The 22,080-nt window shown below is 73.4% G+C and carries 17 protein-coding genes and 1 pseudogene; 14 read left to right on the top strand and 4 right to left on the bottom strand.

The genetic code is table 11. The features are described from left to right. Position 1: 1 nt before the first annotated feature. A complete protein-coding gene (locus DFJ69_RS21755) occupies positions 2-250 on the bottom strand; it encodes an SCO4226 family nickel-binding protein (protein WP_116024311.1) in 249 nt (82 codons plus the stop codon). Between the two features lie 159 nt (positions 251-409). On the opposite strand from DFJ69_RS21755, the gene DFJ69_RS21750 reads away from it, so the two are divergent. Then, entirely contained in the window at positions 410-1,441 is a 1,032-nt protein-coding gene (locus DFJ69_RS21750; protein WP_147312386.1) for a M48 family metallopeptidase, read from the top strand. On the opposite strand, the gene DFJ69_RS21745 is transcribed toward DFJ69_RS21750, so the two are convergent. After that, positions 1,442-2,242 carry a GntR family transcriptional regulator gene (locus tag DFJ69_RS21745; RefSeq protein ID WP_116024309.1) on the bottom strand — a complete coding sequence of 267 codons (801 nt, stop codon included), beginning with the start codon at positions 2,240-2,242 and terminating at the stop codon, positions 1,442-1,444. Between the two features lie 125 nt (positions 2,243-2,367). Between DFJ69_RS21745 and DFJ69_RS21740 the strand changes: the two genes are divergently transcribed. The 5 genes from DFJ69_RS21740 (at position 2,368) to glgB (ending at position 9,092) form a co-directional block, all read left to right on the top strand. Further along, positions 2,368-2,586, top strand: coding sequence for a hypothetical protein (locus DFJ69_RS21740; protein ID WP_116024308.1), 219 nt, complete (start codon positions 2,368-2,370; stop codon positions 2,584-2,586). Between the two features lie 384 nt (positions 2,587-2,970). Further along, the gene (locus tag DFJ69_RS21735; protein WP_245974512.1) at positions 2,971-4,257 is read left to right on the top strand and encodes a cytochrome P450; all 1,287 of its coding nucleotides are present in this window, start codon (positions 2,971-2,973) and stop codon (positions 4,255-4,257) included. Continuing rightward, positions 4,254-5,615: a glycoside hydrolase family protein gene (locus tag DFJ69_RS21730; protein ID WP_116024307.1), complete on the top strand. Its 1,362-nt coding sequence runs from the start codon at positions 4,254-4,256 to the stop codon at positions 5,613-5,615. The genes DFJ69_RS21735 and DFJ69_RS21730 overlap by 4 nt, the downstream gene beginning before the upstream one ends. A 10-nt stretch (positions 5,616-5,625) precedes the next feature. Then, positions 5,626-6,714: a GNAT family N-acetyltransferase gene (locus DFJ69_RS21725; RefSeq protein WP_116024306.1), complete on the top strand. Its 1,089-nt coding sequence runs from the start codon at positions 5,626-5,628 to the stop codon at positions 6,712-6,714. 125 nt (positions 6,715-6,839) lie between these two features. Next, positions 6,840-9,092, top strand: a complete 2,253-nt coding sequence (glgB, locus tag DFJ69_RS21720) for a 1,4-alpha-glucan branching protein GlgB (RefSeq protein WP_116024305.1) — start codon at positions 6,840-6,842, stop codon at positions 9,090-9,092. Here the strand turns inward: glgB and DFJ69_RS21715 are convergent. Next, positions 9,034-9,891, bottom strand: coding sequence for an NUDIX hydrolase (locus tag DFJ69_RS21715; protein WP_116026796.1), 858 nt, complete (start codon positions 9,889-9,891; stop codon positions 9,034-9,036). The two genes, glgB and DFJ69_RS21715, sit on opposite strands and share 59 nt — an antisense overlap. Before the next feature lie 85 nt (positions 9,892-9,976). On the opposite strand from DFJ69_RS21715, the gene DFJ69_RS21710 reads away from it, so the two are divergent. The 8 genes from DFJ69_RS21710 (at position 9,977) to DFJ69_RS21675 (ending at position 21,785) form a co-directional block, all read left to right on the top strand. Continuing rightward, complete coding sequence (locus DFJ69_RS21710) at positions 9,977-11,416, top strand: serine/threonine-protein kinase (protein WP_116024304.1); 1,440 nt, start codon at positions 9,977-9,979, stop codon at positions 11,414-11,416. A gap of 14 nt (positions 11,417-11,430) precedes the next feature. Then, a complete protein-coding gene (locus DFJ69_RS21705) occupies positions 11,431-13,086 on the top strand; it encodes a serine/threonine-protein kinase (RefSeq protein ID WP_170177736.1) in 1,656 nt (551 codons plus the stop codon). A gap of 70 nt (positions 13,087-13,156) precedes the next feature. Next, on the top strand, positions 13,157-14,863 hold the full coding sequence (gene sppA / locus DFJ69_RS21700) for a signal peptide peptidase SppA (RefSeq protein WP_116024303.1): 1,707 nt from the start codon (positions 13,157-13,159) through the stop codon (positions 14,861-14,863). Continuing rightward, entirely contained in the window at positions 14,848-15,351 is a 504-nt protein-coding gene (locus DFJ69_RS21695; RefSeq protein WP_245974511.1) for a flavin reductase family protein, read from the top strand. Before sppA ends, DFJ69_RS21695 begins: the two co-directional genes overlap by 16 nt. Positions 15,352-15,479: 128 nt before the next feature. After that, on the top strand, positions 15,480-18,056 hold the full coding sequence (gene lanKC, locus DFJ69_RS21690; RefSeq protein WP_116024302.1) for a class III lanthionine synthetase LanKC: 2,577 nt from the start codon (positions 15,480-15,482) through the stop codon (positions 18,054-18,056). Positions 18,057-18,061: 5 nt separating this feature from the next. Continuing rightward, on the top strand, positions 18,062-18,181 hold the full coding sequence (locus DFJ69_RS21685) for a SapB/AmfS family lanthipeptide (RefSeq protein ID WP_116024301.1): 120 nt from the start codon (positions 18,062-18,064) through the stop codon (positions 18,179-18,181). A 71-nt stretch (positions 18,182-18,252) separates the two neighbouring features. Further along, entirely contained in the window at positions 18,253-19,926 is a 1,674-nt protein-coding gene (locus DFJ69_RS21680; protein ID WP_116024300.1) for an ATP-binding cassette domain-containing protein, read from the top strand. Next, on the top strand, positions 19,923-21,785 hold the full coding sequence (locus DFJ69_RS21675) for an ATP-binding cassette domain-containing protein (RefSeq protein ID WP_245974510.1): 1,863 nt from the start codon (positions 19,923-19,925) through the stop codon (positions 21,783-21,785). The genes DFJ69_RS21680 and DFJ69_RS21675 overlap by 4 nt, the downstream gene beginning before the upstream one ends. On the opposite strand, the pseudogene DFJ69_RS35675 reads toward DFJ69_RS21675, so the two are convergent. Further along, positions 21,705-21,989, bottom strand: a pseudogene (locus tag DFJ69_RS35675) (helix-turn-helix domain-containing protein); the annotation flags it as partial. The gene DFJ69_RS21675 and the pseudogene DFJ69_RS35675 sit on opposite strands and share 81 nt — an antisense overlap. Positions 21,990-22,080 lie beyond the last annotated feature (91 nt).

Here is a 22,080-nt window from a genome sequence, read left to right as displayed (position 1 = left end):
GTCAGATCGTGAGCGGCACCGGGTGGATCTCGTCGGCGGGGTGGCCGGCGCGTGCGTGGACGCGCCGGACGGCCTCGGCGGACGGGGCCTCGGAGAGGCAGTAGACGACGCCGGAGACCGGATCGGCCCAGGCGCGCTCGAAGGAGACGTTCTCCTCGGACTGGATCGCCAGGTCGGCGTCGTGCGCCTCGCGGAGTCGCTCGGCGGTGATTCCGGCCATGTCGCGGTGCACATCCATGAAGGTGGCCATGACCCATTCCCCCTGAATTCGGATCGAAAAGCCCATCCATCCCACAGTACGCCCGACAGGGCATATCACTCAGTGTCATAACGGTTTGACCGTACGAATGCGGGCGCGGCCGATCGCTGGATACAGTGCGCGCAATCGTGACTACCGACTGGAGCGTGGATGATGGCCAGCGTGCCGGTCACCGTGCGGCAGGCGCCCGGGCTGTGGGCGGCCGTGGCGGACGTCTCGCGGCGGGCGGGCGTGCGACCGCCGGACGAGATCCATCTGATCGGTGACCCCGACGTCACCGTGGAGGAGGACTCCGTGTTGCTCGGCCTGGTCGGCGGGCGACGGCGGATGTCGGTCGGCCTGGCCCTGCTGCACACCCTGGGCGCCGACGAGCTGCTGGCGCTCGTGGCGTACGAGTCGGCGCGGCGCGGCGCGCGCAACGAGGAGCGCGCGGCCCAGGTCGCGATCCGGGCGGCCGGCCCGGAGACCGTCGCGCGGGCCACCCGGGAGCTGTGGGCCGTCCGCGAGGCCTGGGAGTCGTTCCTGAACGTCTACGTCCAGCCGGGCCGGGAGGCCGGGTACGCGCCGGAGGACGTGTTCGGCGGGTTCGCCGCGATGGTCGACGCGCGCAGGCCGCTGCTGGGGCTAGGTGAGCCCGTCCGGCGCGCCACGGCGCTGATGGGCGACATTCCCCTCTCCTGGGGTCACCGGCTTCTGGATCCGGGGGAACGGATGCTGCTCGGCTGGCCGGACTTCACGACGGCGGTGATGACCGCCGAACTGCAGCGCGAGGCCGACCGGATCTACCGGCGGATCGGCTCGGTGATCGCCGGTGACCCGGGGCGGCTGAGCCTCGCGCACGTGTTCGACCTCATCGCGGGCGGGCCGCTCCCGCTCGGGCTGATCGCGGGGGCGCTGTTCCCCGACCGGACCCGCGACGAGGCGGTGCCGCTGTTCGCCGGACCGCTGGCCACGCTGATGAGGCTGGCCGCCGTCCGCTCGTGCGTGGCGGAGTGGCGGCACACCTGGGCGGGCCCGCCGGAGCTGGTCGGGCCGGACGGGCTGCCCCTCCGTCTGGAGGACCTGGCCGCCCGGGCACTGGGCTCCCCCGAGGCCGCCGCCGAGGCGTGCCGGCGGCTCACGGACCTGGGTGTGGTCCTGTTCGCCGGGGCGGGGCCCGGCCGTCACAGGTCCATCGAGTGATCACAGATCTATGGAGTAATCGAGGATCGCGCGGTCGGCCGGGATGACGATGTCGCGGCAGACCTCGTAGGGCCGGTCGCCGGAGAGCATGCGGCGGGTGATCGTCAGAACGGGCACACCGGACGCGAGCCGGAGGGTCTCCGCCTCGTCCGGGGTCGGCATGCGGGCCTGGACGGACTCCTCGACCCGGGTCACCGGATGGCCGAGAAAGACCAGTTGGGCGGGGGTGCCGCCGGGCCACGGCTCACGGGCCGGGTCGGCGACCGGGGTGCCCTCGACCAGCGCCCACGGCAGATAGCTGGTGGAGATCTGCTGGGGCTCGCCACGGGAGTGGAAGACGAAGTGACGACGCAGCAACGGGGTGCCCACGGGCTCCTGGAAGAGGGATGCCAGATGAGCGTCGGCCCGGACACGGGTGAAGGTGCGGTCGAGGCGGTACTCGCTCCAGCCGATGCGCTGGTCGCGGGTGAACGCGGTGGCGGGCTCGGGCGGCGGCTCCGGCGCGGGCGGCTCCGGCGGCCGGTCGGCCGGCGGCTGCGCGGGCGCGTTGAGGTAGCGGTTCATCGCGATGCGGCGGGCCGGCGGCCGGACGCGGACCACGGTGCCGCCGCCCCGGCGGGTCTCCACGAGGCCCTCGCCCCGGAGCAGCGCGATCGCGTGCCGGACGACGATCTGGGAGACCCCGTGGGTCTGGCAGAGCCGGGCGAGGGTGGGCAATCGGGAGCCGGGTGGGTAGTCGCCGCGCTGGATCTGTTCCCGCAGCTCAGTGGCGATACGGAGGTACGCCGGTCGATCCTGCACCGGGCTTCACCTCCGATCCGGCGCTATCCGCCGAGGGACGGTCCTCTTACGGACAGCTTGACGCCTCCGCACCTGTCGCTCACATTTGTATACAGAAACGGCGCTTCGCGAAAGGACGTCCCGGGATGGGGGACTTCGACCACCTCAAAGCGGCCTTCGAGGCGGAGTTCCCCGGCTGGATCGTGTGGCGCAGCGACGCGGGTCGCTGGTACGCCACGCGCAGCGGGGACCTCACGGACGCGCAGCTCCAGGCCGGTCACGCGATGACCGTGGCGGCCGACGACGCGCCCGGCCTTCGGGCGCTGCTGGCCGACCAGGCCCGCCGGAGCCGGGAGGAGGAATGATCACCGCGGCGGCGTGGCCGCCCGGCCCGGTCCTCCTCCGGGGGCGGATCGGGGCGCGGGTGCCACCGGTCCGTTAGGTGCCCATGACAGCAAGGCCAGGCAGGACTGAATCCCGGGCCATCCCGGGACTCACGGACTGTGATCGCACGGGCGGAGCCATCGGCGCGACCCCCTCTCGGCGCGCCCGTGCGGTCACATTTTCCCGGCGGGCAATGCCCTTCCCATGCCGACGCATGGCACGGGAAAATCGCAGGACCCCCTCCTCTGGAAAATCGCTCTAAACGGTATGGCCGAACGCTCGGACCTCGTTGAACGCCCCGTCGTGGCACTAACGTGACGCAGTGGCCGGCCGATCCGTATTTCCGCGAACCCACGGGAGAGAGCGTGGCACTGCATCCCGCCATCGCCGACATCGACCTGGTGGACATGGCGTTCTGGGATCGCCCCGAGAAGGACCGACTCGCGGATTTCGCCAGGCTCAGGGAGAAGGGCGCGCCGGTCTTCTTCGCCGAGCCCCGGGTGCCGTTCGTGCGCGGCGGGCACGGCTTCCACGCCCTGGTCCGGCACGCCGACGTGGTGGCGGCCGGACGGGACGCGAAGACGTTCAGCAGCGAGCCCGCGGCGACGTCGCCCGAGCCTCCGCCGTGGCTGGGAGCGCTGCTCGGCACCCCGATGATCAACATGGACGACCCCCGGCACGCGCGGCTGCGCCGGATCGTGTCGCGGGCGTTCACCCCGCGGATGCTGGCGCGGATCGAGGCCGACGTCCGGGCCGCCGCCGCCCGGATCGTGGACGACGTGCTGGCCGAGGGGCCCCGGGACTTCGTCGAGCAGGTCGCGGCCCGGCTGCCCGTCCACGTCATCTGCGCGATGCTCGGCATTCCCGAGCGGACCCGCCCGTACGTGCTGCGGCGCGTCGACGCGATGACCGCGTACGCCGGGGTCCGGGGCTCGCTCGCCCGGCCGCGGACGCTGCGGCTGCTGGCGGGCAACCTGCGCGCGATCGCCGACCTGCACGTCCTGATGGCGCGGCTGGGCCGGGCCCGCCGGGCCGAGCCCGCCGATGACCTGGTGTCGGCGCTGGTCAACGCGCAGCCGGGGGCCGACGGCGAGCACCTGACGCTCCGGGAGCTGGGGTCGTTCTTCGACCTGCTGCTGGTGGCGGGCAACGAGACCGCCCGCAACGCGCTGGCGCACGGGCTGCGGCTGTTCACCGAGCACCCGGATCAGCGCGAGGCGCTGCTGGCCGACTACGACGGCCGGATCGGCGGCGCGATCGAGGAGATCGTCCGGTACTGCTCGCCCATCATGCAGTTCCGTCGCACGCTGACCCGCGACCACGAGCTGAACGGCCACCGTTTCCGGGCGGGCGACAAGGTGGTGCTCTTCTACCAGGCCGCCAACCACGATCCGGAGGTCTTCCCCGACCCGGGGGCCTTCGACATCCGGCGCAGCCCCAACCCGCACGTGGGGTTCGGCGCCCCGGGCCCGCATCTGTGCCTGGGCGCCAACCTGGCCCGGATGGAGCTGCGGATCATGTTCCGGGAGCTGTTCGACCGGCTGCCGGGGCTGCGCACGGACGGCGATCCCGTACCGCTGCTGTCGAGCTTCGACAACGGCGTCCGCCGCCAGTCGTTCACGTTCTCCCGCCCGAACCGAGGATCACCATGAACGACACCTCCGCCCGCCGCGGACGCCTGTGGGTGATCGGCGCGATCGTCGCGCTGGTGGCGCTGGCCGGGGCCGTCGTCGGCCACGCGGTGCTGCGGGACGGCGGTGTCGAGGAGGCGGGCGCTCCCGTCCGGGTGCCGCCGAAGGCGCTCGGCGTCGTCGGCGCGCCGTACTCCGCCCCCTGGCCGGTGTGGGGCTTCACGCACACCGACCGCAGCGCCGACGTGGGCCCGGCCAGCGAGGTCGCCGCCCGTTCGATCGCCGCACGGCCGCTGGTCCAGAACCAGCACATCATGGGCTGGGGCGCCGACAACCCCGAGCCGGCGCCGGGCCGGTACGACTGGGCCGCGCTCGACCGGCGGATGGAGTACATCCGCCGGACCGGCGGCGTCCCCGTCATCACCCTGTGCTGCGCGCCCGACTGGATGAAGGGCGGCAGGCCCGGCGACACCGACTGGAGCCGACTCGAGTTCGCTCCCCGGCCGCGGCACTACGCCGACTTCGCGCGACTGTCCGCGGCGGTGGCGCGCCGCTACCCGTACGTCCGGCACTTCGCGGTCTGGAACGAGCTGAAGGGCTTCTACGACCCGCAGCGCGTGCGCTGGGACCACGAGGGCTACACCCGGATGTACAACCTGGTCTACGACGCCGTGAAGGCCGTCAACCCGGCCAACGAGGTCGGCGGGCCGTACGTCCCGATGTACAGCCACGTCGGCGGGCAGGGTTCGGCGCTGCGCGGCCCCTGGGGCAGCGTGGACCAGATCGCGCTGGACGCGGTGGAGTACTGGCTGGCCAACAGCCGGGGCGCGGACTTCGTCTCCGTCGACGGGCCCACCGCCAGCGACGACCGGGACGTCTATCCCGACGCGGTCACCGCGCTCGACAAGTTCGTGGCGATCAACCGGTGGCTGCGTTCGAAGACCTCCCTGCCGATCTGGTGGAACGAGTACTACATCGAGCCCGACACCGATCCCTGGTCGGAGCGGCGGCGCGCGGCCATGCACGTCGCGTCGCTGATCGACCAGGCCAGGACCGGGGTGTCCACGGTGCTGTACTGGAACCGGATCCCCAAGGACGGCGACCGCACCTGCGAGGGCTGCCTGTGGGTGACCACGTCCGTGCCCGACGGCGGCGCCCCCGGGCGGATGCTGGGCGTGCTCCAGGAGTTCGCCCGGTGGTTCCCCGCCGGCACCCGGATGATCGACGTGCGGCCCTCCTCCGCCAAGGTGCGGGTGCTCGCCCAGCCGCGGATGACCGTGGCCGTCAACGTCTCCGACGACCTGCTCGAGACGTACGTCGGCGATCGGAGGGTCCGCCTCGACCCCTACGAGGTCCGCTGGATGGACCGCACTTCCTGAGAGGAGCGCCGTGCAGATCTCCGTGGTCCGCCCCCGTGAGCTGGGGGACGCCGAGTTGGCCGCCTGGCGCGCGATGCAGGCGTCGGCCCCCCGGCAGGCCAACCCGTTCATGTCGGCCGGTTACGCGCGCGCCGTCGACCGGGTGCGCGGCGGGGCCCGGGTCGCCGTCCTCCAGGAGGGCCCCGACGTGGTGGGCTTCTTCCCGTTCGAGCTGAAGGGGCGGGGGGTCGGCGCGGCCATCGGGGGGTGGCTGTCGCTGTGCCAGGGGCTCGTCCACTCCCCCGGGCTCGACGTGGACGCCCGGGAGCTGTTGCGCGGCTGCGGCCTGGGCGTCTGGGAGTACGGCACGCTGGCGGCGGGTCAGCCGTGGTTCGAGCCGTATACCGCGAAGACGCTCGGTTCGGTGCTCATGGACCTGAGCGGCGGCTTCGACGGGTACGTCGAGGGGCTCCGGGCCAGGGGCTCCAAGGTCGTCAAACAGACCCGGTACAAGGAGCGCAGGCTCGGCCGCGACGTCGGCGAGGTGACGTTCGACTTCGACGTCCGCGACGCGGAGTCGCTGCGGCTGGTGCGGCGGTGGAAGTCGGATCAGTACCGGGCGATGGGCCGGGCCGACCGGTTCGCGCGTCCGTGGGTGGTGGCGTTGATCGAGCTGCTGCACGGCGTCCACGGGGACGACTTCGCCGGGTCGCTGTCCATGCTGTACGCCGACGGGAGGCCGGTGGCCGGGCACTTCGGGCTGCGCAGCGACCACACGCTGATCACATGGTTCCCGGTGTACGACCCGGAGTTCGCGCGGTACTCCCCCGGGATGGCGTTGCACCTGCACATGGCCGAGGCCGCCGCCAAGGAGGGCATCCGGGAGATGGACCTCGGGCCCGGCGTCGGCTGGCGCTACAAGGAGGAGCTGAGGAGCCGCGAGACGCCGGTCGGCGAGGGCGTGGTGCGCCGCCCGTGCCCCGCCGCCGCCGCCCACTGGGTCGGGCGCGCCCCGCTGGCCCGCGCCCGCCGCCTCGTCCTGGAGAACGAACGCCTGTACGGGCTGGCCGACCGGGCGATGCGCCGCTACGGGGAGTACCGCACACGCGACCGTTCCTGATCCGACCCGAGGAAACGTCTCCCTGATCGTCGACCGGAGGTGAAACACCGCCGTCACGGGGCAGGCATAGGTTCTGAGCATCCGGGACGGATGACAGGGCGGATGACAGGGAGGCCCAGATCACCATGGCACCGGTGACGCACGAGGAGCTCGACCGGCTCGTCGGAGGGGACCACCACGATCCGCATTCCATCCTCGGGGCCCATCCCGGGCCCGACGGCATCACCCTCCGAGCGCTCCGTCCCCTGGCCGAGCAGGTCGAGGTCGTCCTCCCGAACGGGAAGCGTCATCCCCTCCGGCACGTCCACCAAGGGGTGTTCGAGGCCACTCTGACGTTCGACGACCCGAGGGCCGTCCCCGATTACCGGCTGGCGGTCACGTACGGCGAGGGACCCGAGCTCGTCCAGGACGACCCGTACCGGCATCTGCCCTCGGTGGGCGAGTTGGACGTCCACCTGTTCGCTGAGGGGCGGCACGAGGAGCTGTGGAAGGCGCTCGGGGCGCGGGTGCGCTCTCACCCGTCGGGGTTCGGCGAGGTGACCGGCACGGCGTTCGCGGTGTGGGCCCCCAACGCGCGCGGAGTGCGCGTCGTCGGCGACTTCAACCACTGGGACGGACGGGGGCACCCGATGCGGTCCCTGGGCTCCAGCGGCATCTGGGAGTTGTTCGTCCCCGGCGTGGAGAGCGGCGCCGCCTACAAGTACGAGATCCTCGGGCCCGACGGGCATTGGCGCGGCAAGGCCGACCCGATGGCGCAGTGGACCGAGCACCCTCCCGCGACGGCGTCCAAGGTGTTCGCCTCCTCCTACGAGTGGCAGGACGCCGAGTGGATGGCCAAGCGCAAGGGCCGTGACTGGCTGCACGAGCCCATGAGCGTCTACGAGGTCCACCTGGGCTCGTGGCGCAAGGGGTTGAGCTACGAGCAGTTGGCCGAGGAGCTGACCGACTACGTGGTGGACATGGGCTTCACGCACGTGGAGTTCCTGCCCGTCGCCGAGCACCCGTACGGCCCCTCGTGGGGCTACCAGGTCACCTCCTACTACGCGCCCAGCTCACGTTTCGGCGACCCCGACGACTTCCGCCACCTCGTCGACCGGCTGCATCAGGCGGGCGTGGCCGTCATCGTCGACTGGGTGCCCGCGCACTTCCCCAAGGACGAGTGGGCGCTCGCCCGCTTCGACGGCACCGCCCTGTACGAGCACGCCGACCCCTTCAAGGGCGAGCACCCCGACTGGGGGACGCTGGTCTTCAACTTCGGCCGCTCCGAGGTCCGCAACTTCCTGGTGGCGAACGCGTGCTACTGGATGGAGGAGTTCCACGTCGACGGCCTCCGCGTGGACGCCGTGGCCTCGATGCTCTACCTCGACTACTCGCGCGAGGAGGGGCAGTGGACGCCCAACGTCTACGGCGGCCGGGAGAATCTGGAGGCCATCTCCTTCCTTCAGGAGACCAACGCCACCGTCTACAAGCGCTACCCCGGCATCACGATGATCGCCGAGGAGTCCACCGCGTGGCCCGGGGTCACCCGCCCCACGCACCTGGGGGGTCTGGGCTTCGGGTTCAAGTGGAACATGGGGTGGATGCACGACACCCTCACCTACCTGGAGCGGGACCCGGTGTTCCGGCACTACCACCACGGTGAGATCACGTTCTCGCTCATCTACGCGTTCTCCGAGAACTACGTCCTGCCGCTCTCCCACGACGAGGTCGTCCACCTCAAGGGCTCCCTGCTGGGCAAGATGCCCGGCGACACCTGGAACAAGTTCGCGAGCCTGCGGGCGCTGTTCGCCTACATGTGGTCCCATCCCGGCAAGCAGTTGCTCTTCATGGGCGGCGAGTTCGCCCAGGGGGGCGAGTGGGCCGAGGAGCGCACGCTGGACTGGTGGCTGCTGGACGACTCCGGGGAGGGTGCCAACCACCTCGGCATGCAGCGCCTCGTCCGCGACCTCAACCGGGTCTACCGCGAGTCCCCCGCGCTCTACACGATCGACAACGAGCCCGGCGGATTCCACTGGATCGACGCCAACGACGCGGGCGGCAACGTGTTGTCGTTCCTCCGCTACGGTTCCAACGGCTCCGTGATGGCCTGCGTCGTCAACTTCGCCGGACAACCCCACGAGGACTACCGCGTCGGCCTGCCCCGTACCGGCGGTTGGCGCGAGGTCCTCAACACCGACGCGTTCGAGTACGGGGGGAGCGGCGTCGGCAACATGGGGCGCGTCGACGCGACCGACGAGCCCTGGCACGCCCAGCCCGCGTCCGCCGTCCTGCGCGTCCCGCCCATGGGGGCCGTGTGGCTCGCCCCCGAGAGCCCCGGCGTCAGGGGATCTGCGACAGGAGCCAGCCGGGGCCGGCGCAGTAGCCGCCCGCCGCGGTGACGCGGGCGCGCAGCTCTCGGTCGGCGGTGACGACCAGGTAGGTGGCGTCGGGCTCGGGGTGGCTCACGAGGTCGACGATCGCGTCGTCGCCGCTGCCGGGGGCGGCCACCGTGCGGACGCCCTCGACGGCCGTGTCGGCGACGGGACGGGCCGCGCCCTCGACGACCATGACGATCTCGGGGTACGAGGTGTCGTGGAGGCCCTCCGGGTGACCGGTGACCCCCTTTTCCGCGAGGGGCGCGAGTTCGTCGCGGAGCCTGGCGGTGGCGCCCGCGCGGTCGCGCCACCAGCCGTCGGCGCGGGAGCCGACCACGTTCGCCGCGTCCACCACCAGGACCAGCCGGGACAACATGCCGGCGAGCTTAGGCCACGCGACCGCGAACGGCTGGAAGAGACGCAGTCCCTCGACCTTTTCCAGAGGGAACCAGGCCGCCCGGCGGGTCTCCAGGGAGGCGGGCTTCACCTTCGGCATGTGGTCGGCGGAGGCCACCACCGTGCTGTAGCTCCAGCCGCCGTGGTCGTCGGTGAGGAGGCCGTGGACGCGCAGCCTCCGGGGGTCGAGCGTGCACTCCTCGGCCGTCTCGCGGAACGCGGCGGCCAGCGGCTCCTCCCCGGGGCGCCGGCCGCCGCCGAACATGCACCAGCTCAGGGCGCCGCTGCACCACCAGTTCCGTTGCTGGAGGAGGAGATGGGCGCCCCCGGCGGGGTCGCGGTGGAAGATGAGCATCCCGGCGGCGCCGTGCTTGCCCCAGTGCTGGTGCCCTTGGGTGCAGCGGGTCCAGCCGTCACCGTCTCCCATGGAGCCGACCATACGGGGTCGAACCGACGGATAGCGTAGACGCGTCGTACAGAGGTGACCGCACACTTCTTGGAGGGACAACCCCATGCCGAGCCTTCCGCTGGAGGCCGACGACCCCCGCGAGATCGGGCAGTACCGTCTGCTGGCGCGGCTCGGCGAAGGCGGCCAGGGCATCGTCTACCTGGGTGACGGCCCCGACGGGCGCCGGGTCGCGGTGAAGGTCCTCAAGGCGACCTCCGAGGCGGCGCTGTCGCGGTTCGCGCGGGAGATGGAGTCGGCCAAGCGCGTCGCGCCGTTCTGCACGGCGGCGGTGCTGGACTCCTCGACGGCGGGGCGGCACCCGTACGTGGTGAGCGAGTTCGTGGAGGGGCCGTCGCTCCAGCAGCGGGTGCAGGAGCGGGGGCCGCTGGAGGGCGGCGACCTCGACCGGCTGATGGTGAACACGGCCAGCGGGCTCACCGCCATCCACGGCGCGGGGATCGTGCACCGCGACCTCAAACCCGCCAACGTGCTGCTCGGTCCCGACGGGCCCCGGGTCGTGGACTTCGGGATCGCCCGTGCGGTGGACGCCGAGACCCACACGCAGATGGTGGGGACGCCCGCGTACTTCGCGCCCGAGTGGCTGCGCGGGGAGCCGCCCACACCGGCGTCGGACGTGTTCGCGTGGGCCGGGACGATGGTGTACGCCGCGACGGGACGGCCTCCGTTCGGCGGCGGCGGGAACATCCCGGCGCTGATGCACAGGATCTCCTCGGAGCAGCCGGACCTGTCGGGAGTGCCCGACCGGGTGCTGGGCCTGCTGCTGGAATGCCTCGACAAGGATCCGCAGCGGCGGCCGACCGCCCGCGCCCTGCTGGTGCGGCTCGCCGACCCGTCGGCGGAGCGGACGGTGCCGCCCTCCGATGCAGCGCCTCCGGTGCAGACGGCCGGGGTGCCTCTGGGACGGCAGGAGACGGTGACCGCCTCCCCGGTGAAGCGGCGGGGACGCACGGGGCTCCTGGTCGGCGCCACGGTCGTGGTGACGGCGCTGGTCGTGCTGGGCACCGTGGGCCTGGTGGCGCTGCTCGGGGACGACGACGGCGACCCGAACCGCACGCTCCCCGGATCCACCTCGTCCCGGCCCGAGACCACCTCCAACGGCGGCACCGCACAGCCGACGGGCGGGACGACCACCGGGAGCGGTCAGGGCGTCCCGGCGGCGTTCAGCGGCACGTGGGAGGGCAAGGTCTCGACCCCCTCGCTGCTGGGCGGCACCAACGACACCGACGTCACCCTCACCCTGACCGAGGGATCCGCCGACGGGCGGGCCGTCTACCACGCCTGGGGCTGCACGAACGCGCTCAAGCTGACCGCCGCCGGCCCCTCGACGGCGGACTTCACCGAGACCGTGGTCACCGACAAGGCCGACACCAGCATCTGCACGGGCGGCACCGTCAAGCTCACGTTGGACGGCGGCGGTCTGCGCTACGAGTCGCCCAACCTGATCGGCGGCGGGACGACGACGGGTACCTTGCGCAGAGGTTGACGAGGAGACACGCCATGCCCGTGCTGCCCCTGGAGCCCCGCGATCCCCGCGAGGTCGGTCCCCACCGTCTGCTGGGACGGCTCGGCGAGGGCGGCCAGGGCACCGTCTACCTGGCCGAGGACGCCCAGGGCCGGCGGGTCGCGGTGAAGATGCTCAAGCTCGACGGCCTCTCCCCCGGGGCCGACGGCGCCGCCCGCCGACAGCTCGGCGAGGAGGTCCACGCCGCCATGCGGGTCGCGCCGTTCTGCACCGCGCGGATCCTCGGCTCGTCGCTGGACGGCCCCGCGCCCTACGTGGTCAGCCAGTACGTCGCGGGCCCGTCGCTGTACGAGCGGGTCGAGCTGGAGGGGCCGCTGGACGAGGACGCGCTGATCCGGCTGATGATCCAGAGCGTCAGCGGGCTGACCGCCATCCACGGCGCCCGGATCGTGCACCGCGACCTCAAGCCCTCCAACCTCCTGCTGGGCCCGGACGGGGCGCGAGTGGTGGACTTCGGCATCGCCCGTCCCATCGACGCCCGCACCGCCACCGGCCGGCTGATCGGCACCCCGCCGTACTTCTCTCCCGAACAGCTCGCCGGGAAGCCGGCGACGATGGCCTCCGACGTCTTCGCCTGGGCGGGCACGATGGTGTTCGCGGCGACCGGACGGGCCCCGTTCGGGCACGCCGACTACCACCACGAGATGCCCGCGCTGTTCCGGCGCATCATGGACGACGAACCGGACCTGGCGGGCGTCCCCGAGGCCGTGGTCCCGTTGCTGCTGCTCTGCATGGACAAGGCCCCGGAACGCCGCCCGGGCGCGTGGGGCATCCTCGAATGGCTCCTCCCCCCGGCCCCGGCACAGGTCCCGGACGCGTCGCCGCCCGCCCCGGACCCGTTCACCGAGCAGGCCATCGACCTGATCGACAGGGTCGAGCAGATCGGCCCCCCGGTCCACCTCCCGCCTCCCGGCCCCCCACCGGCCGAGAACGCTCCACCATGGACGGCGACCCCGCCCCCCATGGGCCCACCATCCCGGGAGGTCTCCCTGGTCGGCCCGCCCCCGAGCGAGGCGTCTCCCGTGAACGGAACGCCACCCGGAGGCGGCACGCCCTCCATGGGCGATGGGACGGCCCACACCGGCGGGACGCCGATCGCGGGTACGACGTCGTCTGCGGTCGGGGGTCTCTCCAATGGCGGGGCGGCGACGGACCCGTCCTTGGGCGAGGGCCTGGTGGGCGGCGGTCCCGTGACCGTCGCGCCGGGTGGGCGGGAGAAGCGGCGCTCGCTGGTGTGGGTGGCGGCGGCGCTGGGCGCGGTCGTCGTCGCGGGGGTGGCCTGGGTGCTGGTCCCCGGGGGCGGCGGCGAGACGCCGTCACGCACGCCCGAGCAGTTGGGCGGCACGTGGCGGGGCCAGGTGTCGGAGTCCGACGGCTTCCGGAACCACACGAGCGACGTGACGCTGTCCCTTCCCGAGGGGGAGGACTCCGGGATCCTGACCGGCAGTCGTTGCGCGGGCGGCCTGGCGGTCGTCGAGGTGGGCGGGGAGCGGATGGAGCTGGGGATCACCAGCGGGCCCTGCACGGACGGGACGGTCGTGGTGCGGCGCGTCGGCGACGGGCTGGACGTCCAGGTGCGGGGCGGCGGGTCGGCCACCGGCAACGGGACGTTGACCCGGTCGGGGGCCTGACCGGCGTCCGCGAAGGGTCGATGCGGACCGGCGCGAGGGCGGCCGGGGGGCGAGCGCATAGGCTTGCCGCATGGTGGAACCCGGCAGAGTCGTCAGCATGATCAAGGAAGCGCGCGACCGGCGGACGGCTCCGCTGGTCCTGGAGCTCGACCTGGGCGATGGGATCGTGGAGACCGCCCCGGCGGACCCGCTGTCGGCCCTGCTGTCGATGCGCCGTCCCCATCTCCGCGACGTGCTGGACGGGCTGCGGCGGGCCCGCGACGACGCGCGGGTCCGCGCCCTGGTCGTCCGGATCAACGGCACGCTGGGCCTGGCGGTGACGCAGGAGCTGCGCGCGGCGGTGGCGGCGCTGCGGGAGGCCGGCAAGCTCACGGTGGCGTGGAGCGAGACGTTCGGCGACGGCGGCCGCGGGACGGTGCCGTACTACCTGGCCAGCGTTTTCGAGCGCGTCTATCTGCAGCCGTCGGGCGAGGTGGGGCTGACCGGCGTCGCGCTGGAGGAGCCGTTCCTGCGGGGCGCGTTGGAGAAGGTCGGGATCGAGCCCCGGTTCGGCGCGCGGCACGAGTACAAGACCATGGCCAACACCTTCATGGAGCGGGACTACACCCCCGAGCACCTGGAGTCCTCCCGGCGGCTGGTCGACTCCATCGGCGAGCAGCTCTTCCAGGGCATCGCCGACGCGCGCGGCCTCACCCGGGAACGGGTGCGGGAGCTGGTCGACCGCGGTCCGCTGCTGCCGACCGAGGCGGTGGAGGCGGGGCTGGTCGACCGGCTGGCCTACCGCGACGAGGTGTACGCCGACGTCCGCGAGGCCGCCGGGTCCACGGCGCAGTTGCGCTACGTCAGCCGCTACAACCGCACCCACGGGCTCGCCGAAAGATTGCCCCAGCCGGGCCGGGGCAACGACGTGGTGGCGTTCATCAACGGGCAGGGGCCCATCAAGCTGGGGCGCAGCGCGCGCGGCGGCCCGCTGCCCTCGCAGGGTGTCGCGATGGGCTCGGACACGATCGGCGCGGCGTTCCGCGCGGCGGTCCGCGACGACCGGGTCAAGGCCATCGTGTTCCGCGTCAACAGTCCGGGCGGCTCGGCGGTCGCCTCCGACGCCATCTGGCGCGAGGTCGTGCTGGCGGGCCGTGCGGGCAAGCCGGTCATCGTGTCGATGGGCAACGTGGCGGCCTCCGGCGGCTACTACGTGGCGATGGCCGCCGACACGATCGTGGCGCAGCCCGGCACCGTCACCGGCTCCATCGGCGTGATCGTCGGCAAGGCGGTCGTGAACGGGCTGCTGGAGCGGGTCGGCATCGGGATGGGCAGCGTGGCCGAGGGGGCGCACGCCCGGATGTACAGCGCCACCAAGGACTTCAGCGAGTCGGAGTGGGAGCGCGTCAACGCCTCCCTCGACCGCACCTACGACGAGTTCGTCACCAAGGTCGCCGAGGGCCGCGGGATGACCCGCGAACGGGCGCACGAGCTGGCCAGGGGCCGGGTGTGGACGGGCGCCGACGCGCACGCGCACGGGCTGGTCGACGAGCTGGGCGGGCTGGACCGGGCGTTCGACCTCGCCCGCAAGAAGGCCGGACTGCCCGCCGACGCCCCGGTCCGGGGCTACCCGCACGTGACACCGCTGGAGCGGCTGCGTCCCGCCGAGTCCAGCGAGGACCGGACGGCGGCGGGCGCCCGGTTCGACGGCTGGGGCTCGCTGAGCGGCGTCGCGGCGTCGCTGGGGCTGCCGGCCGCCGGGCCGCTGACCCTGCCGGGCCGGTGGGAGATCCGCTGACCGGGGGGCCGCCGAGCGCGACGGAGTTCGCCGAGGCGATCGCCGGTTTCGCCACCGGTGTGGTGATCTTGACGGTGCGTGACGGCCGCGATGATCTGGGCACCACGATCACCTCGTTCATGTCGGTGTCGCTGGAGCCGCCGACCGTGCTGGCGGCGGTCGCGTCGGACTCGTACCTGGCCGAGGTCCTCGGGCGCCGCGACCGGTGGGCGGCGACGGTGCTGGGCGCCGGGCAGCGGGTGTTGGCGGGCCGGTTCGCGGCGGCGGGCCGGCCGAGCGCCCGGCTGCTGCTGGCGGGCGGGCCGCATCATCGCGGGCCGCTGTCGGAGGCGCTGATCGCGGAGGGCGGGGTGACGGCGCTGGAGTGCGAGACGCGGCGACGGATCCCGGCGGACGACCATCTGCTGGTGCTGGCCGAGGTCCTGGCGACCGACTACGCGGCGGTGGAACACCCTCCGTTGATCCGGGTCGGCCGACGCTATCTGTGACCATACTGTCACGATCTGGTCGGTACGGTTTCACGGCCGAGTCGTGATGTCCGGTACTGGTAGATCTCTCTTTACTCTGCGAACCTCTTTTCGGACGGCTTCCCCGGTCGATGAAGAGAGGACATCCGGTGGACCAGCGATATGAGCTCTACTGCCTCGCCGACCGGTTCTTCTATGACGCGCCGAAGGTGACCAGGTCCACCGAGTTCGACATCGCGCACCGACCGCTCCCGGAGGGCTGGCAGCGCATTCCCGGCGACGAATGGCTCAACTACGAGCCGCCGGTGACGCGCATTCCGGTGCAGGGCTGGAAGGTCCACGTGTCGGGCTGCGCGGAGAGCGCCGACGAGATCCTGGAACGTGCCTGGGAGTACTGCGTGCCGCGCGACATCGCGTTCAAGCACCTGCGCGGCCCCGGCACCCTGCGCATGCGCAACGCCAAGTACGCCCCGCGCGGCGCCAGCGGGAAGCTGGTCACGATCTACCCCGCCGACGATCGCGAGCTGGCCGAGGTCCTCGCCGGGCTGGGTCGCCGCGTGGCCGGTCTACCGGGCCCGTACATCCTCAGTGACCTGCGGATCGGCGACGGCCCGCTGTACGTCAGGTACGGCGGGTTCGCCCGCCGCCGGGTCGCCGACGAGCGCGGCGAGATGGTCCCGGCGATGGAGAACGGCGAGGGCGACCTGGTGCCGGACCGGCGCGGCCCGGTGTTCGCCGTCCCCGACTGGGTGACGCTCCCGGACTGCCTGCGCCCGCACCTGGCCGCGCGCGGCGCGACGACCACCGCCGAGCTGCCCTACCGGATCGAGGCGGCGCTGCATTTCTCCAATGGCGGCGGCGTGTATTCCGGAATCGACACCCGTACCGGGAACTCCGTCATTCTCAAGGAGGCGCGGCCTTATGCGGGTCTCGCCGCGGATGGCGCGGACGCGGTGGCCCGACTCGGCCGCGAACGGGACATGTTGGAGCGCCTGGCGGGCATCGACGGGGTTCCGGACATGCTCGAATACTTCACGCTCGGTGAGCATCACTTCCTGGTTCAGGAAAAGATCGAGGGTCGGACCCTCAACACCTTCTTCGCCGAGCGTCATCCCCTGCTCGACCCGGAGCTCGACCCGGGCAAGGTCGCCGGGTACACGGCGTGGGCGCTGCGGATCCATGAGGGTGTCGAGCGCCTCATCGAGGAGATCCACGGGCGCGGGGTCGTCTACAACGACCTGCACATGTTCAACATCATGGTGCGCCCGGACGACTCGGTCGCCCTGATCGACTACGAGGTCGCGGCGCTCGCCACCGACCGGTCCCGGCAGACGCTGGCCAACCCGGCGTTCCAGGCCCCGGCGAACCGGCGCGGCGTCGAGGTCGACCGCTACAGCCTGGCCTGTCTGCGCCTGGCGCTGTTCGTCCCGATGACGACGCTGTTCACGCAGGACCGGCGCAAGGCGTGGCAGCTCGCGGACGTGATCGCCGAGCACTTCCCGGTGCCCCAGGAGTTCCTGGACGAGGCGGTGGCCGAGATCACCACGGGGCTGCGGCGCTGGGCCCCCGCGACGCTCGGGCTCGAGGACGCCGACTGGACGGCCGCCCGCACCGGCCTGGGCAACGCGATCCGCTCCAGCGCCACACCCGACCGGCCCGACCGGCTCTTCCCCGGCGACATCGCCCAGTTCGCCGGCGCCTCGCTGGGCCTCGCGCACGGCGCCGCCGGAGTGCTGTACGCCCTGCACGCCACGAACGCCGAACGCAATCCCGGGTTCGAGGCCTGGCTCGCGCAGGCGGTGGCGCACCCGCCGCAGGGCACCGGGCTCGGGCTCTACGACGGGCTCCTGGGCGCGGCCTTCATGCTCGCCACGCTCGGCTACGTCGACCCCGCGCTCGAGGCGGCCTCGCACAGCCTGTCGGAGCGGTGGGAGCGCCTCGGCGTCGACCTCTACGGTGGCCTGCCCGGCTACGCCCTGGCCCTGCACGAACTGGCGGACCTCACGGGCGAGGAGTCGCTGCGCGAGGCCGGGTGGCGGGCGGCGGAGCTGGTGGCGGACCGGATGGACCTCTTGAAGAACGTGCGGCCGGGCTTCCTCTACGGCGGGTCCGGCGTGGCGCTGATGTTCCTGCGGCTGTACGAGCGGACCAGGGACGAGGGCCACCTGACCCACGCCGCCGCCGCGCTCCGCCGGGATCTGGACTCGTGCGTCGAGGACCGCAACGGCGCCCTCCAGGTCGACGACGGCTCGAAGCTGCTCCCGTACATCGACAAGGGCAGCGTCGGCGTCGGTCTGGTCATCGACGAGTACCTCGCGCTGAGCCCGGACGATGAGGCCGCCGTCGAGTTCGCCGAGGCGCGCGACGGCATCCGGACGGCCGCCGCGTCCCTGTACTACGCGCAGCCCAGCCTGTTCCGGGGCCGCGCCGGGATGCTGCTCTACCTGGGCCGACAGGACCCGGACGACCCCGTGGCGCACCGCCACGCCAAGAGCCTCGCCTGGCACGCCATCCCGTACGAGAACGGGCTGGCCTTCCCGGGCGACCAGCTCTACCGCCTGTCGATGGACCTGTGCACCGGCACCGCCGGAGTGCTCCTGGCGCTCGGCGCGGCCCGGGCGGACGCCTCGGCGGACCTGCCGTTCCTGCGGGCGCGGGCGACGGCACCTCGACTCCCCGTGGAGACCTCCACGGGGCCCGCCTCTCTCCAGCCCGAAAGGAGGTGACTGACATGGCGCTTCTGGACCTGCAGGGTATGACGGTCGAGAACAGCGGTGGTGGCGACGACAGCAGCCTGAGCCTGCTGCTGTGCGACAAGCACAGCTCGCACAGCACCATCCTCTGCCTCTGACCGGGCGGAACAGGTAGAGCCGATGGCCGTGGGAACCGTGGTCCCACGGCCATCGGTCATGGGGAGGCTCCGTGACCTTGACCGGCACCGCTGCGGACCGGCTGCTGCTGCGCACCGCGCGGCGGGGGGGCGGCTGGTCCGTGGTGCTCGCGGTCGCCGCGCTGGCCGACGCGGTGGCGACGGTGCTGCTGCCGGCCGCGCTGGCGGTCGCGGTGGACGACGTCCTGTCGCCGGGCCCGCTCGGCCCGGCCGTCGCCGTGTGCGCCGTGCTGGTGGTCGTCTCCGCGATGACGGACGTGCTGATGGAGTGGGCGACCGGTGCGGGCACCGCCCGGGTGACGGCCTGGCTGCGGCACGCGTTCGTCCGTCACGTGCTGGCGGGCGGCCCATCGCTGGGGCTCGATCCCGGCGACGCGACCAGCCGGGTGGTGGGCGGCGCGGCCGAGGCCGGGCTCGCCCCGGCGGCCGTGATCCGGGCGGTGGTCGCGGTGCTCCCCCCGGTGGGCGCGGTGGTCGCCCTGGTGTTGATCGACTGGCGGATCGCCGTCGCCCTGGGGGTGGCGCTGCCGGTGCTGGTCCTGCTGCTGCGCTCGTTCGTCCGGGACATCACCGGGACGGTCCGGCGCTATCTCGACGTGCAGGGCACGATGGCGGCGCGGTTGGCGGAGGCGGTGCGCGGCATCCGGACCATCGCCGCCGCCGGCACCGTCGACCGCGAGTCCGGCCGGGTGCTGGCCGCGCTCCCGGAGCTGCGCCGCGAGGGCGACGCCATGTGGCGGGTCCAGGGCGGGGTCGGGGCGCGCGGGCTGTTCGCCGTGCTGGCGCTCCAGGTGGCGGTGCTCGCGGTGGCGGGACTGGAGCTGGCGGCCGGCCGGATCAGCCCCGGTGAGCTGGTGGCCGCCGGGCGGTACGCGGCGCTGGCGGCGGGGCTCGGGCCGATCGTGACCCATCTGGGGCGCATCGGTCGGGCCAGGGGGGCCGCCGCCCGCGCCGCCGAGATCATGGAGCTGCCGGTCCCGCCGGAGAACACCGGCGAGCTGCCGCCGGGCCCCGGCACCCTGGAGTTCCGCCGGGTGAGCGCGGGGGTCCTCAGCGACGTCGACCTGACCGTCCCCGGCGGGACGGCGGTCGCCGTCGTCGGCCTCTCGGGGTCGGGCAAGTCGCTGCTGGCGGCGCTGGCGGGGCGGCTCGCCGATCCGGACTCCGGCGAGGTGCTGTTGGACGGGGTGCCGCTCCCCCGGCTGTCCCGGGCGGCGCTGCGCGACGCGGTGGGGTACGCGTTCGCGCGCCCGCACCTGTTCGGCGGCACCGTGCTGGAGGCCGTGGGGTTCGGGACGCCGGGCGCGCCCGACGAAACCCTGCGGCACGCGGCGGTCACCGCCTGCGCCGACCCGTTCATCCGTCGGCTGCCCGCCGGGTACGGGACGGCGCTCGCCGACGCGCCGATGTCGGGCGGCGAGGCGCAACGGCTCGGGCTGGCCCGGGCGTTCGCGCACGGCGGCCGACTGCTGATCCTCGACGACGCCACCTCCAGTCTGGACACGGCCACCGAGCGGGAGATCGGCCGCACGCTGTTCGGCGCCTCGGCGGGCCGTACACGGCTGATCACCGCGCACCGCGCCGCCACCGCCGCCCGCGCCGATCAGGTGGTGTGGCTGGACGGCGGCGGCGTCCGGGCGCGGGGCGCGCACACGGATCTGTGGCGCGACCCCGCGTACCGGGCGGTCTTCGGGGCGGACCGGTGAACGCGCGGCGGCAGGTGCCCCGGGTCCTGGTGCGCACGCTCGTCCAGACCACCCGGCGAAGGCCCCGGGCGACGCTCCGGCTGGCGGCCTGGTCGCTGGTCGAGGTGGTGCCGACGGTGCTGTTCGGGCAGGCCGTCGCCCGTTCGGTGGACGCGTTCCGGGAGGGCCGCACGGGGACCGCGCTGGCCTGGCTGGGGGCGCTGGCGACGGCCGGACTGGCGGGGGCGCTGGGCTACCGCCGGCTGTACGCGGCGCTGGCGGCGGTCGTCGAGCCGTTCCGCGACGAGTTGGTGCGCACGGTGGTGGAGGGGGCGCTGCGGCGGTCGCTGGCGGGGCGTCCCGACACGGGCGCGGTGGCGCGGATGACGCACCAGGTGGAGATCGCCCGCGACACCTTCGCCGGGGTCCTCATGGTGGTGCGCGGCTTCGTGTTCAGCGTGACGGGGGCGCTGCTGGGGCTGCTGTCGTTGGCCCCGTCGCTGCTCGTGCCCGTCGTTCCGCCGCTGCTGCTCGGGGTGGCGCTGTTCCTGGCGATCGTCCCGGCGGCGGCGGCGCGGCAGCGCGAGGTGATCCTCGGGGAGGAGCGCATCGCCGAGTTGACCACGGCGATGACCGAGGGCCTGCGCGACGTCGTCGCGTGCGGGGCCGAGAACGCGGTCGGCGAGGAGGCGGGCCGGGCGATCGACGCCCAGGCCGCGGCGGCGCACGCGGTGGCCCGGCTGGCGGGGGCCCGGGCGGCGACGCTGGCCGTGGGGGGCTGGCTGCCGGTGCTGCTGATCCTCGGGGCCGCGCCGTGGCTGACCCGCAACGGCGCCACCGCCGGAACGATCGTCGGAGCGGTGGCCTACGTGCTGCACGGCCTGCAGCCCGCGCTGAACAGCCTGGTCCTGGGGTTGGGAGGGAGCGGGCTGCGGCTCGCGGTGACCATGACGCGGATCCTGGAGGCGGGCCCGACCGCCGGGCCTCCCCCGGCGGTCACGGCGCGCGCCGGGCCGTTCGTGATGGCCGAGGGCGTCGAGGTCCGGTTCGAGCGGGTGACCTTCGCCTACGGGGAGCGCGCGGCCCCGGTGATCGAGGGGCTGGATCTGGTGGTGTCCGCGGGCGACCATCTGGCGGTGGTGGGGCCGAGCGGGATCGGCAAGTCGACGCTCGCGGCCCTGATCGCCGGTCTGCTGCGGCCCTCGGAGGGGACGCTGAGCGTCGCCGGCCGACCGCCCGGCGACCCCCGGGCGCGGGTCCTGATCCCGCAGGAGGCGTACGTCTTCGACGACACCCTGCACGCCAACCTGACCTACCTGGCCCCCGAGGCCGACGACGCCGCGGTGGCGCGGGCGGTCGACGCGATCGGGCTGTCCGGGCTGGCCCGGCGGATCGGCGGGTACGGCGCCCGGGTCGACCCGGGCGCGCTGTCGGCGGGGGAACGCCAGCTCATCGCGCTGACCCGGGCGTACCTGGCGGCGGCGCCGCTCACGGTGTTGGACGAGGCGACCTGCCATCTCGATCCGGCCGCCGAGGCGCGGGCCGAGTCGGCCTTCGCCCGCCGGCCCGGGACGCTGATCGTGATCGCCCACCGGGTGTCGTCGGCGCTGCGGGCCCGCCGGGTGCTGGTGCTGGACGGCACGAGCGCGCACCACGGCGGGCACGACGAGCTGCTGGAGTCGTCGGCCTGGTATCGGGGGCTGGTCGGGGACGCCCGGTCACAGCCAGCCGGAGGACTCGGCGATCCGGATGGCGTGCACCCGGTTGCGGGCGCCGATCTTGCGGTTGATGCGGGACAGATGGTTGCGGACCGTGCCGATGGTGAGCACCAGGGAGTCGGCGATCTGAGCGGCCGAGGCCCCCTCCCCCGCCAGCTTTAGCACCTCCAGCTCCCGCGGGGTCAGCGGGCTCGCGGCGGCGGTCAGCTCGGCGAACGCCAGGTCCGCGTCGATGACCCGCTCGCCGGCCGCGACCCGGCGCAGGGAGCCGGCCAGGGTGTCCGGCGAGGTGCCCTTGAGCAGGAACCCGCAGGCCCCCGCGGCGGCGGCGCGACGCAGGTCGCCCGGCCTGGCCCGGTCGGCCATCAGCACCGACGCGCAGCCGGGCAGCTCCCGGCGGAGCGTCTCCACGAGGCGGAACGCGTCGGACCCGACACCCTCCATGCCGATCAGGGCG

It is taken from the genome of Thermomonospora umbrina (assembly GCF_003386555.1).
Classification (GTDB): Bacteria; Actinomycetota; Actinomycetes; order Streptosporangiales; family Streptosporangiaceae; genus Thermomonospora; species Thermomonospora umbrina.
This window is presented reverse-complemented; position numbering and strand designations above follow the sequence as displayed.